Consider the following 13,620-nt stretch of genomic DNA (forward strand, 5'->3'; position numbering starts at 1 on the left):
TGCCGGCCGCCGTGGCACGGGCGTAAAAAAACCGCACCGGCACAGGCCGATGCGGTCTTGCTGATACCTCGCGACGCGCCGCAGGTTGGCGGCCGGGCGGGGCAGCCGCTCAGTGCGTCACGCGGGTCACGCCGCCCGACGACAGCAGGCGCACCCGTTCGCCGGGGCGGAACGCTTCGTCCGCTTCCTGCGTGATGGCGCGGTACTCGCCGTTGTCCAGTTTGACGGTGATCTCCAGGCCCGGGCGCTTGTTCACCTGGCCCTCGATGGTGCTGCCGGCGATGCCGCCCGCGATGGCGCCCAGGATGCCTGCCGCCACCGAGCCGTTGCCGCGCCCGATGGCCGCTGCCGAACCGATGCCACCGACCGCACCGCCGGCCAGCGTGCCGACACCGGTCTGTTCACGGTCGATCACGACATTGCGGACCGACTCCACGGTGCCGAAGCGTACGGTCTGCTCGCGCTGTGCCTGGTAGGACGTGTAAGCGCTGTTGGAGTTGCTGCCCGTGGCGCAACCTTGCAGGCCGAGGGCCGTGACCAGCAGGGCGGCGGCGCCGATGCGAAGGGTGGTGTTCATATCGATTCCTTATTGATACCGGTATCCGAAGGCGGATTCAAAGCGCCGGGCGATCTCGTCGACAGGCAGGCCGTGGTTCTGCGGCCCCTGGCATGCGATCTTGAGCGAGCCCATCAGGCTGGCAAGCCGGCCGGTGGTTTCCCAGTCCAGGCCGTTCTCGATGCCGTAGAGCAAGCCGCCCCGGAAGGCATCGCCGCAGCCGGTCGGATCGACCACCTGCTCGGCCGGTACGGCGGGAACATTGTATTGTTTGCCGCCGGCGTGAATCTCCGCCCCTTGTTCCCCGCGCGTGACGATGAAGGCCTCGACGCGCTGCGCAAGCTCCGTCGCGCTGTAACCCGTGCGCGACAGCATGACCTGCGCTTCGTAGTCATTGACCACCACGTAGCTGGCGAGTTCAACGAAGCGGCGCAGGTCGGCGCCGTCGAACAGCGGCATGGCCTGGCCCAGGTCGAAGATGAACGGCACGCCCGCTTCGGCGAATTGCGTCGCGTGATGCAGCATGCCGTCGCGGCTGTCGGGGCCGACCAGGCCCAGCCTGGCGGGCAGCGCATTCTTGACCGAATTGACGTGCGACTCGCTCATCGCCCCCGGGTGGAAGGCAGTGATCTGGTTGTTGTCTCGGTCGGTGGTGATCATGGCCTGGGCCGTGAACGTGCCCGGGATCTCCTTGATGTGCGCGGTGGAGATGCCGAGCTTTTTCAGGTAGTCGAGGTACGGCGCGGCGTCCTGGCCCACCGTGGCCATGACGATCGGCTCGCCGCCCAGCAGCTTGAGCGTGTAGGCGATGTTGCCGGCGCAGCCGCCGAACTCCCGGCGCATGCTGGGCACCAGGAAGGACACGTTCAGGATGTGGATCTTGTCCGGCAGGATGTGTTCGCGGAAGTGTCCATCGAACGTCATGATGGTGTCGTAGGCGACCGAGCCGCAGATCACGCTGGCCATGGGAGAAGGGCTCCAGATAAGAATGCGGCCGTCCACTGGACGGCCGTGTGATGAACGGGATACGGAAAGGACCGCTTCGACGAAGCTTACTTCAGCGCCGCCAGGGCAGCGTCGTAGTTCGGCTCTTCCTTGATTTCAGGCACGAGCTGGGCGTGCAGCACGTTGTCGTTGGCATCGAGCACCACCACCGCGCGCGCGGTCAGGCCGGCCAGCGGACCGGTCTTGATGTCGACGCCGTAGGCCTGCTTGAAGCCGGCATCACGGAAGGTCGACAGCGGCACCACGTTGTCCAGGCCCTCGGTCGTGCAGAAGCGGCCGGCCGCGAACGGCAGGTCGGCGGAGATGGAGAACACCACGGTGTTGTCCAGCTTGGAGACGGCTTCGTTGAACTTGCGCGTGGAGGTGGCGCACACCGGCGTGTCCAGGCTCGGCACGATGTTCAGCACCTTGCGCTTGCCGGCAAAGTCGGCCAGCGACACATCCTTCAGGTCCTTGCCGACCAGGGTGAACGCCGGGGCCTTCGCGCCAACGGACGGCAGGGCGCCGCCAACTTCGATCGGATTGCCGCCAAGGGTCACGTTTGCCATGGTGTGCTTGCTCCTTCTATACAGTTCAACAGGGAATCAGGGGTAGAAAATCAGGACCCGGTAGTTGGCCGTCGGGCGCTGGGACTGGAATCGTACCCGAATCGGCAACTCGGCGTGGGCGGCCAGGCCGGTCTTGCGATAGGCCGCGTCGGCGGGGCCCAGGTAGTCGGTGGGCAGCAGCGCGCGGCGCGCCAGCAACTGGTCCTGCAGGTCGGTGGTGACCAGCTCGATGGCGGGCAGCGCGACCGGGCCGTCCGAGCCGTTGCGCAGCGTGGCGGTCAGCACGTACTGGTCGGAGGCATCGCCTTCCTGGCGCAGCATCTGCGACGACTCGATCTGCAGCGCATCGAGATCGCGCGGCGGCGGCACGTCGCAGTGCAGCGGCTGGCACAGGCGATCCCACAGCGCGCGCGTGGCCGGCACGCGCGTGGCGATCTCCGTGCGGCCGAGAAAGAGCAACTGCGCAACCGCGGTCACCACCAGCAGGCCGATCGCCACCCGCGCCACGGCACGGCGGCCCGAAGACTTGCGCTGTTGTTCGCGCGCCTGCGCGGCCCGCAGGAAATCCAGCGTGGCGGCCGACACGCCATGGTTCGGCCCGCGCATCTTGCGCGGACGCGGGGCGCCGGTGACGGTGCGCTGCGGGATGGGCTCGGCATGCGCTTCCGCTTCCGGGGCGCGGCGGCCCTGGCGGCGCGGCACCGGTGCGAACAGCGTATGCGGATCGGCCTCGCGGCGCAGCCAGGTGGAATCGTGCCTCTCGGCAGCGGCTGGAGCCGGGGCCTGGGTCGCCTTGGCAGGCGGTTCCGGCAGGGACGATGGTGCCGCGACCGGCGCGGCCGCCGGCTCGGCGGACGGCCGCACGGGGACGGCGGCGGCGAAGTTGTCCTCGTCGTCGTCCAGATTGAGCAGCGGCGGTAAGCCGTGGAACGGGTCGGCCGGGGCTGGCGGCTCGACGGGTGTTTCCGGTTGCGCCGCCACCGGCTCGGCCTCGGCCGGCGTGCTGGGCTTCGCCTTGGGCGGCTCCGCTTGCGCGGCGGGCGCAGCCGGTGTGGTCGGTGCGGCCGGCGAGCGCGTATCCGGAGCGATCGGCTGCGTGCCGGGGTCGGCTTCGGCGCCTTCGACTTCGCCCAGGTGGACTTCGGCGATCTCCTCTTCCCAGGTCAGCGTGATGCCGAAGCCATGGTCGTCTTCATCGGCGGAGGCCGGCTCGGCGGGATGCGGCTCGGCGGCCGCGGGCGCGGCGGCGGATACCGGCTCATGTCGCTCCGGTGGCTGGGGCGCGGCTGCTTGCGCTGCGCTCTCGCCGGATGACGTATCGAGCTCGATCAGGTGGGCACGCCCATCGAAGACGTGATTGCAGCGTCCGCAGCGGACCAGACCGCCGCGCAGCCGCAGCTGATCGGCGACGACGCGGAAGGCGGTATGACAGGCAGGACAGCGGGCGGCGAGACGTGGCGCGGATGCCATGCAGGTTGGAGAGAAAAAAGCCGACCGCGCGAGTATTGCAGACCATGGGCCCAGCGTCGACCTTTCGCCGCGCCGGGCCGCACTTTTTATGCGGGTTTCACACCGTGCAGGCAGACCCAGCCGTCACGCGCGCGCCACACCGACAGCGGGATCGCGTCGGCATACGCCGCGGCAACGTCTTCCGCCTGGCGCTCCAGCACGCCCGACAGCACGAGCCTTCCGCCCGGGCGCACGCGTGCGCACAGCATCGAGGCCATCAGCTTGAGCGGGTTCGACAGGATATTGGCGACGACCAGATCGAACGTGCCCTCGGGCGCATCGCCCGGCAGGCTGAAGCCGGCCTCGACGCGGTTGCGTTCGGCGTTGTAGCGCGAGGCTTCCACGGCGTTCGGGTCGATGTCGACGCCGACGGTTTCGCCCGTGCCGAGCTTCTTGGCGACGATGGCGAGGATGCCCGAGCCGCAGCCGTAGTCCAGCGTGCGCTCGCCGGGCTGGACGTGTTGCTCCAGCCATTCCATGCACAGCCGCGTGGTCGGGTGGCTGCCGGTGCCGAAGGCGAGGCCGGGGTCGAGCTCCAGCACCACCGCCTCGGGTTCTGGCGCATCGTGCCACGAAGGGACCACCCAGATGTGCTCGCCGATATGGATCGGCTCGAACTGCGACTGCGTCAGGCGCACCCAGTCCTGCTCCTCGACCTCGCGCACGGTGTAGGCGGGCGCGGCGGACAGGCCGATGGCGTTGGCCGCGGCGGCCACCAGCAGCGCCGGGTCGGCGTCATCGCCCAGCAGGGCGACCACGCGGGACCGGTTCCAGGCCAGGCGCGTCGGCTCGTGGCCGGGCTCGCCGAACAGGGGCTCCTCGTCGGGCGTGTCGGCATCGGCGTCTTCCACCGACACCGACAGCGCACCCAGGTCGAACAACGCCTCGGACAGCGCCTCGGCATCATCGCGCGCGACTTCCAGCACGCATTCGCGGTAGGTCATGGGTCCGGTTCCGCTCAGGCCTTGCCGCCGCCCTTGGCCACTTCCTGCTGCGCCAGGCGGTGCTCCAGGTAGTGGATGCTGGTGCCGCCTTCGACGAAGTTGGCGTCGAGCATCAGGTCGCGGTGCAGGGGCACGTTGGTCTGGATGCCTTCGACCACCATCTCCGACAGGGCGATGCGCATGCGGGCGATGGCCTGCTCGCGCGTGGTGCCGTACGAGATCACCTTGCCGATCATCGAGTCGTAGTTGGGCGGCACGAAATAGCCGTTGTAGGCGTGCGAATCCACACGGATGCCGGGGCCGCCCGGCACGTGCCACGACGTGATGCGGCCGGGGGACGGCGTGAACTTGTACGGATCCTCGGCGTTGATGCGGCACTCGATGGCGTGACCCTTCAGGACGACGTCCTTCTGGCGGAAGCGCAACTTTTCATTGGCTGCCACGCGGATCTGCTCCTGCACGATGTCGATGCCGGTGATCATTTCCGTGACCGGGTGTTCGACCTGCACGCGCGTGTTCATCTCGATGAAGTAGAACTCGCCGTTCTCGTACAGGAACTCGAACGTGCCGGCGCCGCGGTAGCCGATCTTCTTGCAGGCATCGGCGCAGCGGTCGCCGATGCGCTCGATCAGGCGGCGCGGGATGTGCGGTGCCGGCGCTTCCTCGATCACCTTCTGGTGGCGGCGCTGCATCGAGCAGTCGCGCTCGCCCAGCCAGATGGCGTTGCGGTGCTGGTCGGCCAGGACCTGGATCTCCACGTGGCGCGGATTCTCCAGGAACTTCTCCATATAGACTTCCGGGTTGCCGAAGGCACGGCCGGCTTCTTCACGCGTCATGTTGACGGCGTTGATCAGCGCGGCCTCGGTGTGGACCACGCGCATGCCGCGGCCGCCGCCGCCGCCCGCGGCCTTGATGATGACCGGGTAGCCGACCTTGCGGGCGGTCGCCAGGATTTCCTTCGGGTCGTCGGGCAGCGCGCCCTCCGAGCCCGGCACGCACGGCACGCCGGACTTGATCATGGCCTGCTTGGCCGAGACCTTGTCGCCCATCAGGCGGATGCAGTCGGGCGTCGGGCCGATGAAGGTGAAGCCGGACTGCTCCACGCGCTCGGCGAAGTCGGCGTTCTCCGACAGGAAGCCGTAGCCGGGGTGGATGGCCTGGGCGTCGGTCACTTCGGCGGCCGAGATGATGGCCGGCATGTTCAGGTACGACAGCGGCGACGGCGCCGGGCCGATACAGACGGCCTCATCGGCCAGCTTGACGTACTTGGCTTCCTTGTCCGCCTCGGAATAGACCACCACGGTCTTGATGCCGAGTTCGCGGCAGGCTCGCTGGATGCGAAGCGCGATCTCGCCGCGATTCGCGATCAGGATCTTGTCGAACATCGTGTTCTCGCTACAAAAGGGGGAGGCGAGGGCGCGTTGGCCGGACCGTGTTCTTCTTGGGGTCCGCGCGCCGGATCGCACTCGGATGCGGCAGGACAGGCCCGCCGCACGATGATGAGATGCCGATGCCGGGAGATCAGCCGATCACGAACAGCGGCTGGCCGTATTCGACGGCCTGGCCGTTCTCGACCAGGACGTCCTTGATCACGCCGGCCTTGTCCGCTTCGATCTCGTTCAGCAGCTTCATCGCTTCGATGATGCACAGCGTCTGGCCTTCCTTGACGGTGTCGCCCACGTTGACGAACGCCGCGGCACCCGGCGACGGCGAGCGATAGAACGTGCCGACCATCGGCGAGGTCACGATGTGGCCGGCCGGCAGGGCCGGGGCGGCGGCTTCCGCGCTGGCGGTCACGGCCGGGGCCGCGGCGGCGGCTGTCACCGGAGCGATCGGGGCGGGCATCGGCGCGTACTGCATCGGTTGCGCGATCACCTGCGGTGCCGACTTGACGATGCGGACCTTGCCCTCGCCCTCGGTGACTTCGAGCTCCGAGATGCCCGATTCGGCCACCAGGTCGATCAGCGTTTTCAGCTTGCGCAAATCCATGAACGTTCTCCTGCAGCGTCTGCGATCTGGGGCAAGGAAGGTCGCGCGCGAATGGCTCTTCGGCGGGACGCGCTCCAGGCGCTGGCTCGTTGCGTTGATTGAAGGGTTGAAATAAAAGGGAAAAGTGGTGGCAGATCAGCCACCGCCGTGTTGACTCACGATGTAATCCAGTGCGGCCAGGTAGCCGTGCCAGCCCAGCCCGCAGATCACGCCCACCGCCTGGTCCGCCAGGTACGAATGGTGGCGGAACGGCTCACGGCGATGCACGTTCGACAGGTGGACCTCGATGTACGGAATCGCCACCCCGGCGAGCGCATCGCGCAGCGCCACGCTCGTGTGCGTGTAAGCGGCCGGGTTGATGATGATGAACGCGATGCCTTCGCTCTTGGCCGCCTGGATGCGGTCGACCAGCGCGCCCTCGTGGTTCGACTGGAAATGCGCCAGCGACACGCCGCTCGCGCTCGCGCGTTCGGCGAGGGCTGCGTTGATGTCGGCCAGTGTGGTTGCGCCGTAGACTTCCGGCTCGCGCGTTCCCAGCAGATTGAGGTTGGGGCCGTGCAGGACCAGCACGCTGTGGGCCGCTTTGGCGATCGGTTTGTCAGCCACGGTTTGACTGGATGGGCGAAATTGGGCGCAATTTACAGCAACTTAGAATGCTTTGTCTAGTTTTTGCTGAAAAGATGTCGGGAAATCGGTGTTTTCACCGATGTTGCGCATGTGCTGCCGGATTTGGTGCGGGAAGGAGGGATGTTACGCGCACATGACGGCCATATGACGTTATTACGGATTCACGTACGCTGCAGGGCGGCACGCAGTTCGTCGGCATGGACGCGGCCCATCTTGCGGAACGTGATCTCGCCCTGTGCATTCAGGATCACGGTAAAGGGCAGGCCGCCGGCCTGGTTGCCGAGCTGCCGCCCCAATTCGGTGCCTCCGAAACCGGCCACGGCGATGGGGTAGGTGACCGACACCTTGCCCAGGAACGCCTGGATGTTGGCCGCCGAATCGATTCCGATCCCGATGAACTTCACCCGGGCCTTCTGCTCTTGCGCCAGCGCCGACAGCTCCGGCATCTCCTCCACGCAAGGGCCGCACCAGGGCGCCCAGAAATTGATCACCACCGGCTGGCCGCGGAATGCCGAGAGGTCGATCGGCGTGCCGTTGGCGTCCGGCAGCCGGGCATCGAAGAACGCGGCGACGGCACCGTCGGCCGGCGGCCTGGGCTGCGTGGCCCGATGGCCGGCGTACACGCCCAGCACCGCGGCGACGATGCCGGCCAGGATGAGGGCGATCAGGGTTTGGCGTCGGGACATGCTGGAGGTGGAGGCGCAGTCTATATAGAGAGCGGCGGCGGGGCGGATTGTACTCCTCCTGCCGGTCACCCTTCCGGGAGCAGCGCGCGCACGGCTGCGATGTCGCCGCGCAGGGACTTGCCGCTGGCGTCGGGACGCCGGGCACCGCGCACATCGTTCAGGTCGTAGAGGGCGACGTGGACGCCGACCGGCGTACCGGTCTCGGCACGCAGCGCGCTCGCCAGCGCACGCGCTTCCTGCCCGGCGGGCCATTGGCCGCGCCACAGGAAGCTGAGGGTCTCCACTTCGTCGCGGCCGGCGAAGTGAGCGCTTTCTGTCGTGTCGAAATCCACGCCGGCGTTGAGCAGAAAGATCGCCACATCCTTCGGGCTGTCGCAGAACACCTGCAGGTGGATGTCGGAGTGCTCGCTCGCGGTGCCATTGAAGACCGCGCCCACCAGATACGGGTTGTACGGCCCAAGACCCTCCATCAGCACGACGGCGATGCGGCGCAGCAGCGCGAGTACGCGGGGCTGGGAGTCGGCCTGAAACAGCGCCTGGTATTCGCGGACTTCCGCTTCAATCTGCTCGTTGTCGGGCAGCCATTCGCCCGCGGCGCGCGAGTCGGTGCCGAGCACCTGGCGGGCGGCCTTGCGCTTGGCGGTGGCGTAGTCGGCGCCATCTTCCGCGATCATGCGGGCAGCGGCGATTGCGATTTCTTCCCGCACGCGGGCGGGATCGAGGGGGGAACGCTTGGACATGGCTCTCATTTTACTGAACCGGACGCCGCCGCCCGCCTCCGGCGTGCCCCGGAAAACGGTCGCGGCATCGCCGGAGCCAGCGGGTACAATGCCGCGCAACGTAGTTGAGATGGCTCCCATGCATATCCACATCCTTGGAATCTGCGGCACCTTCATGGGCGGGATCGCCCTCATCGCCCGCCAGGCCGGGCACCGCGTCACCGGCTGCGACGCCAACGTCTACCCGCCGATGAGCACCCAGCTCGAAGCCCAGGGGATCGAGCTGATCGAGGGCTTCGATCCGGCGCAGTTGTCGGTCGGTGCCGATCTGTATGTGATTGGCAATGTGATCTCGCGGGGCAACCCGCTGATGGAAGCCATCCTCGACCGCAACCTGCCCTATGTCTCGGGGCCGCAGTGGCTGGGCGACAATGTGCTGCGGCAGAAGTGGGTGCTCGCTGTAGCCGGCACGCACGGCAAGACGACCACCACGTCGATGCTCGCCTGGATTCTGCAGGACGCCGGCTATGACCCGGGCTTCCTGGTGGGCGGCGTGCCGCGCAACTTCGGGTTGTCGGCGCGGCTGACGGCGTCCGATTTCTTCGTCATCGAGGCCGACGAATACGACACGGCCTTCTTCGACAAGCGCAGCAAGTTCGTCCATTACCGTCCCCGTACGGCCATTCTGAACAATCTCGAGTTCGATCACGCGGACATCTTTCCCGATCTTGCCGCTATCGAGACGCAATTCCACCATCTCGTGCGCACCGTTCCCGGTCAGGGCCGCCTGCTGGTCAACGGCCGGGAAGACAGCCTGAAGCGCGTACTTGCACGCGGATGCTGGTCGGAAGCCGAGTTTTTCGGTGCGGAAGACAGCGCAGGCTGGGCCATTGCCAATCTTGGCGATGACGACAGCTTCGACGTCATGCTCGACGGGCAGGTTCAAGGCCGGGTGCGCTGGCCGCTGCAGGGCGACCACAACCGCATGAATGCGCTGGCCGCCATCGCCGCGGCGCGCCATGTCGGCGTGCCGCCCGCCCAGGCCATTGAAAGCCTGGCCCGTTTCGAGAATGTGAAACGGCGCATGGAGGTGCGCGGCACCGTGGACGGCATCACCGTCTACGACGATTTTGCCCACCACCCGACCGCCATCCGCACCACCATCGACGGCCTGCGCCGTCGGGTGGGCGCCGCGCGCATCCTGGCCGTGCTGGAGCCACGTTCCAACACCATGAAGCTGGGCGTGATGAAGCAGCAGCTTCCCGCCAGCCTGGAGGGCGCGGACCAGGTGTTTGCCTACGGCGCCGCCGGCGGCCGCGACGCGATCGGGTGGGATCTTGCCGGCGCCCTGGCGCCGCTGGGCGAGCGGGCCCAGGCGTTCTCCGACCTCGTTGCGCTGGTCGAGGCCGTGACGGCGGCCGCCCGACCCGGCGACCACGTGCTGGTGATGAGCAACGGCGGTTTCGGCGGCGTCCACCAGAAATTGCTGGATGCCCTGGGTGAGCGGGTCGGTGCGGCAAACTGACGCGATATGCCGGCTTCCATCCTCTATCTGCACGGATTCCGCTCGTCGCCGCGCTCGTTCAAGGCGCAGCTGCTGGGCCAGCGGATGGCCGCTGTCGGGCTGGCGCATGCCTACGCGTGTCCGATGCTGCCCGTCTCGCCTCGCCAGGCGATGGCCGAGATCGAGGCGCTGATCGCGGACCTGTCCAGCCGGGATGGCGTCGCTCCCGCCCTGATCGGCTCTTCGCTGGGCGGCTACTACGCCACCTGGCTGGCCGAACGCCATGGCCTGCGCGCCGCCATGCTGAACCCCGCCACACGCCCCGACCGTGACCTCGCCAAGTACGTCGGTGAACAACCGCTGTGGCACGGCGGCGGCACCATCCGGGTCGAACCGCACCACCTGGATGAGTTGCACGCGCTGGCGGTCACGGCCATTACGCAGCCCGAGCGCTACTACTTGCTGGCTGCCACCGGCGATGAAGTGCTCGACTACCGCGAGATGCTCGCCCACTTTCCGGGCGCTGCCACCCGCGTCATCGACGGCGGCGACCACGGCATCAGCGATTTCGCCCGCTATATGGACGAAGTGCTGGTCTTCTGCGGCGTTCCGGCCGGATTATTGGCCGCCCATCCTTTCGACCGCCAGGCCGGCGCATGAGCGGGGCCGCCATGTCGTACCCGCGCAGTCCGTGGCGCGGGGCCTTGCCGCCCATGGCCGTGTATGGCCGGCATTGGGCGCGCTGGGCGGTCGGCGTGAATTCACTGACGGCGCGGCTGCGTGCGGCATCGTCTTCGTTTCGTGTCGAACTGCTCGGCCAGGGGCGAGCCCTGCCGCTGCGCGACGAGTGGCGGTGCCTGGGCTTGCCCCGCGCCGCCGAGACGCTGGCGCGCGAGGTGCTGCTGATCTGCGACGAGGCGCCGGTGGTCTACGCGCATACGATCGTGCATCCGCGCAGCGTGGCGGCAGACTGGCCGTTCCTGAGGGCGCTCGGCACTCAGCCGCTCGGGCATGCGCTGTTCGCCGACCCGCGCGTTGCCCGGGGGGCCTTCGAATTCGCCCTGCTGGATGGCCGGCATCCGCTGGTCAAACGGGCCCACGCAGCGCTGGGCGGCACGCTGCCGGGCGCCATGGCGCGGCTGCCGGCGCGCCGTTCAGTGTTCCGCCGCGGCGTTAGCGCGATGCTGGTGACGGAAGTGTTCTTGCCGGCACTGGCGGTGTTCGACCCGCCGCCCATGATGTGATGCGGGCGATCGGGCGGGCCGGATGGCCGTCCGGTGCGGTATCATCGCCCCCGTCTTTTGTCGTTGCGGCGCAGGCCGGTTCCATCCGGGGCGCGCGGCGATTCCACCCATTCTTGGCGGCGTTCGGGCCGCGATCCAGACGATTCCATGCAGTTGCTGTTTGAAGAAGGCGGCGAGATCCGCGCAGGCACCGTCTTGTCCCAGCAGGGCGAGGCCTATCAGGTCGAATTGCCGAGCGCCAAGCGCGCCAAGGTCAAGTCGCGTGATGTGCTGCTGCAGTTCGCCCAGCCGTCGGCCGGTGAACTGGCGCAGGCCGCGCAGGCGCTGTCGTCGGAGATCGACCTGGATTTCCTGTGGGAATGCGCGCCCGCCGAGGAGTTCGGCTTCACCGATCTGGCCGGCGAGTACTTCGGCACCGACGCCGATGCCACGCAGCAAGCGGCGCTTGCGATCGCGCTGCACGGCTCGCCTGTCTATTTCCGCCGCAAGGGCCGGGGCCGCTACCAGCGGGCGCCCGAAGACCAGCTCAAGGCGGCGCTCGCCGGGCTGGAGCGCAAGAAGCAGCAGGCCGCGCAGCAGGCCGCCTACGAAGCCGAGCTGAAGGCCATGCGCCTGCCCGAAGCCTTCCGCGGCAAGGCGCTGCAGCTGCTGTTCAAGCCCGACAAGAACAGCATCGAATTCAAGGCGTTCGATGCCGCGTGCACGGCGCTCGGGATGTCGCCGATGCGGCTGATGGTGGCGGTCGGCGGCATCGCCAATGCGCGTGCGCTGCACGAGGCGCGTTTCCTGTCGGAGTGTTTCCCGAAAGGCATCGGCTTTCCCGACGTGACGGTACCGGAGCCGGCGCTCGACCTGCCGGTCGCCGACGTGCGCGCCTTCTCCATCGACGACGTGACCACCACGGAAATCGACGATGCGATTTCGGTCACGCCGCTTGATGCGGCCACAGTGCGTATCGGCATCCACATCGCGGCGCCCGGTTTCGGCATCCAGCGCGGCGAAGCGCTGGACGCGATCGCGCGCCAGCGGCTGTCCACCGTGTATTTCCCCGGCGACAAGATCACCATGCTGCCGGAGTCGGTGGTGGATCGCTACACGCTGCAGGAAGGGCGCGCGTGCCCGGCGCTGTCGCTGTATGTGACGGTCGATCGCGCCACCTGGGCGGTGAGCGCCAGCGAAACGCGCTGCGAGATCGTGACGGTGGCGGCCAACCTGCGCCACAACCTGCTGGACGAGATCGTCACCGCCGAGGCGCTGGCTGCCGGCACCGGCGATTACCCGTTCAAGGACGAACTCGCCGTCCTGTGGCCCTTCGCGGGCGCGCTGTACGATGCCCGCCAGCAGGCACGCATCGCCAGCGGCCTGAAGCCGGAAGGCGCGCAGAAGGGCGACTACAGCTTCTACCTGGACCCGATCCCCGAAGCCGAGGGCGGCGGCGAGCGCATCCGCATCGAGCAGCGCAAGCGCGGCTCGCCGCTGGACAAGATCGTCGCCGAGCTGATGATTCTCGCCAACAGCACCTGGGGCCGCATGCTGGCCGATGCCGGCGTGCCGGGCATCTACCGCACGCAGAAGGCGTGGGGCATGCACCGCACGCGCATGCAGACCTACCCGGCGCCGCACGAGGGGCTGGGCGTGGCGCAATACGCGTGGAGCACCTCGCCGCTGCGCCGCTACGTTGATCTGGTCAACCAGTGGCAGATCGCGGCGGTGGCGCAGCACGGCGTGATGGCCAAGCTGGTCGCGCCCTTCAAGCCGAAGGATGCCGACCTGCTCGCCGCCGTGGCCGACTTCGAGGCCACGTATGCCGCCTACGCTGCGCACCAGTCGACCATGGAGCGCTACTGGTGCCTGCGCTGGCTCAAGCAGGAAGCGCGCACCCGCACGCAGGCCGTGGTGCTGAAGGAAGGCATGGTGCGCTTCGCCGAGATCCCGCTGATGACCCGGGTGCCGGAACTGGCGCAGACCGCGCGCGGCACGCACGTCGTGCTCGACGTGCTGGAGATCGACGAGATCGGCCTGGAAGTGTCGTGCCGCGTGGTCGAGGTGCTTGCCCCGGCAGCGGATGCCGAGGTGGAGGCCGCCGCGCTGGAGGACGAGCTGGCGCAAGCCGAAGCGGAAGCGCCGGCCGAACCCCAGCCGGCCGCCGATGGAGAAGAAATCCGCGCCGAGACCGGCGATGCTGTGGCGCCGCCGCAGCAGGACGATGGAACGTCTGCCGCCAGCTAACTACAATCGCAGTCTGACGTTTTCACGCCTTCGCACGACCCGCAACACCCAGGAAGACCC

General features: G+C 68.0%; 14 protein-coding genes. 4 read left to right on the plus strand and 10 right to left on the minus strand.

The genetic code is table 11. The features are described 5' to 3' along the window. Positions 1-109: 109 nt before the first annotated feature. The 10 genes from GO999_RS02995 to GO999_RS03040 form a co-directional block, all read right to left on the minus strand. Positions 110-577 (minus strand): outer membrane lipoprotein, encoded by a 468-nt coding sequence (locus GO999_RS02995; protein ID WP_211906527.1) that lies wholly within the window; start codon positions 575-577, stop codon positions 110-112. Positions 578-586: 9 nt separating this feature from the next. Next, a complete protein-coding gene (locus GO999_RS03000) occupies positions 587-1,522 on the minus strand; it encodes a carbohydrate kinase family protein (RefSeq protein WP_011002698.1) in 936 nt (311 codons plus the stop codon). Between the two features lie 86 nt (positions 1,523-1,608). After that, positions 1,609-2,109, minus strand: coding sequence for a thiol peroxidase (gene tpx / locus GO999_RS03005; RefSeq protein ID WP_020832698.1), 501 nt, complete (start codon positions 2,107-2,109; stop codon positions 1,609-1,611). 36 nt (positions 2,110-2,145) lie between these two features. After that, positions 2,146-3,579, minus strand: a complete 1,434-nt coding sequence (locus GO999_RS03010; protein WP_020832697.1) for a DUF3426 domain-containing protein — start codon at positions 3,577-3,579, stop codon at positions 2,146-2,148. 86 nt (positions 3,580-3,665) lie between these two features. Then, a complete protein-coding gene (gene prmA, locus GO999_RS03015) occupies positions 3,666-4,562 on the minus strand; it encodes a 50S ribosomal protein L11 methyltransferase (protein WP_016723770.1) in 897 nt (298 codons plus the stop codon). Positions 4,563-4,576: 14 nt separating this feature from the next. After that, the gene (accC, locus tag GO999_RS03020; RefSeq protein ID WP_011002694.1) at positions 4,577-5,947 is read right to left on the minus strand and encodes an acetyl-CoA carboxylase biotin carboxylase subunit; all 1,371 of its coding nucleotides are present in this window, start codon (positions 5,945-5,947) and stop codon (positions 4,577-4,579) included. A gap of 136 nt (positions 5,948-6,083) precedes the next feature. Then, a complete protein-coding gene (gene accB / locus GO999_RS03025) occupies positions 6,084-6,551 on the minus strand; it encodes an acetyl-CoA carboxylase biotin carboxyl carrier protein (RefSeq protein WP_011002693.1) in 468 nt (155 codons plus the stop codon). A gap of 135 nt (positions 6,552-6,686) precedes the next feature. Then, complete coding sequence (gene aroQ, locus GO999_RS03030) at positions 6,687-7,157, minus strand: type II 3-dehydroquinate dehydratase (protein WP_071089854.1); 471 nt, start codon at positions 7,155-7,157, stop codon at positions 6,687-6,689. Positions 7,158-7,339: 182 nt separating this feature from the next. Beyond that, a complete protein-coding gene (locus GO999_RS03035) occupies positions 7,340-7,864 on the minus strand; it encodes a TlpA family protein disulfide reductase (RefSeq protein WP_016723765.1) in 525 nt (174 codons plus the stop codon). 65 nt (positions 7,865-7,929) lie between these two features. Further along, positions 7,930-8,604: a hypothetical protein gene (locus tag GO999_RS03040; RefSeq protein ID WP_011002690.1), complete on the minus strand. Its 675-nt coding sequence runs from the start codon at positions 8,602-8,604 to the stop codon at positions 7,930-7,932. Between the two features lie 118 nt (positions 8,605-8,722). Here GO999_RS03040 and mpl point away from each other — a divergent pair, with 118 nt between their 5' ends. The 4 genes from mpl (at position 8,723) to GO999_RS03060 (ending at position 13,560) form a co-directional block, all read left to right on the plus strand. Continuing rightward, the gene (mpl, locus tag GO999_RS03045; protein WP_011002689.1) at positions 8,723-10,108 is read left to right on the plus strand and encodes a UDP-N-acetylmuramate:L-alanyl-gamma-D-glutamyl-meso-diaminopimelate ligase; all 1,386 of its coding nucleotides are present in this window, start codon (positions 8,723-8,725) and stop codon (positions 10,106-10,108) included. A gap of 6 nt (positions 10,109-10,114) precedes the next feature. Further along, positions 10,115-10,747, plus strand: a complete 633-nt coding sequence (locus GO999_RS03050; protein ID WP_011002688.1) for a YqiA/YcfP family alpha/beta fold hydrolase — start codon at positions 10,115-10,117, stop codon at positions 10,745-10,747. Continuing rightward, a complete protein-coding gene (locus GO999_RS03055) occupies positions 10,744-11,331 on the plus strand; it encodes a chorismate--pyruvate lyase family protein (RefSeq protein ID WP_211906528.1) in 588 nt (195 codons plus the stop codon). Before GO999_RS03050 ends, GO999_RS03055 begins: the two co-directional genes overlap by 4 nt. 147 nt (positions 11,332-11,478) lie before the next feature. Next, entirely contained in the window at positions 11,479-13,560 is a 2,082-nt protein-coding gene (locus tag GO999_RS03060; RefSeq protein WP_011002686.1) for a ribonuclease catalytic domain-containing protein, read from the plus strand. Positions 13,561-13,620 lie beyond the last annotated feature (60 nt).

The organism is Ralstonia nicotianae (genome assembly GCF_018243235.1).
GTDB classification, from domain to species: Bacteria; Pseudomonadota; Gammaproteobacteria; order Burkholderiales; family Burkholderiaceae; genus Ralstonia; species Ralstonia nicotianae.

What these genes read in the sequence shown, in the direction of transcription:
- GO999_RS02995 (WP_211906527.1), bottom strand. Translation starts at nt 577, where the DNA reads ATGAACACCACCCTTCGCATCGGCGCCGCCGCCCTGCTGGTCACGGCC.
- GO999_RS03000 (WP_011002698.1), bottom strand. Translation starts at nt 1,522, where the DNA reads ATGGCCAGCGTGATCTGCGGCTCGGTCGCCTACGACACCATCATGACG.
- tpx (WP_020832698.1), bottom strand. Translation starts at nt 2,109, where the DNA reads ATGGCAAACGTGACCCTTGGCGGCAATCCGATCGAAGTTGGCGGCGCC.
- GO999_RS03010 (WP_020832697.1), bottom strand. Translation starts at nt 3,579, where the DNA reads ATGGCATCCGCGCCACGTCTCGCCGCCCGCTGTCCTGCCTGTCATACC.
- prmA (WP_016723770.1), bottom strand. Translation starts at nt 4,562, where the DNA reads ATGACCTACCGCGAATGCGTGCTGGAAGTCGCGCGCGATGATGCCGAG.
- accC (WP_011002694.1), bottom strand. Translation starts at nt 5,947, where the DNA reads ATGTTCGACAAGATCCTGATCGCGAATCGCGGCGAGATCGCGCTTCGC.
- accB (WP_011002693.1), bottom strand. Translation starts at nt 6,551, where the DNA reads ATGGATTTGCGCAAGCTGAAAACGCTGATCGACCTGGTGGCCGAATCG.
- GO999_RS03035 (WP_016723765.1), bottom strand. Translation starts at nt 7,864, where the DNA reads ATGTCCCGACGCCAAACCCTGATCGCCCTCATCCTGGCCGGCATCGTC.
- GO999_RS03040 (WP_011002690.1), bottom strand. Translation starts at nt 8,604, where the DNA reads ATGTCCAAGCGTTCCCCCCTCGATCCCGCCCGCGTGCGGGAAGAAATC.
- mpl (WP_011002689.1), top strand. Translation starts at nt 8,723, where the DNA reads ATGCATATCCACATCCTTGGAATCTGCGGCACCTTCATGGGCGGGATC.
- GO999_RS03050 (WP_011002688.1), top strand. Translation starts at nt 10,115, where the DNA reads ATGCCGGCTTCCATCCTCTATCTGCACGGATTCCGCTCGTCGCCGCGC.
- GO999_RS03055 (WP_211906528.1), top strand. Translation starts at nt 10,744, where the DNA reads ATGAGCGGGGCCGCCATGTCGTACCCGCGCAGTCCGTGGCGCGGGGCC.
- GO999_RS03060 (WP_011002686.1), top strand. Translation starts at nt 11,479, where the DNA reads ATGCAGTTGCTGTTTGAAGAAGGCGGCGAGATCCGCGCAGGCACCGTC.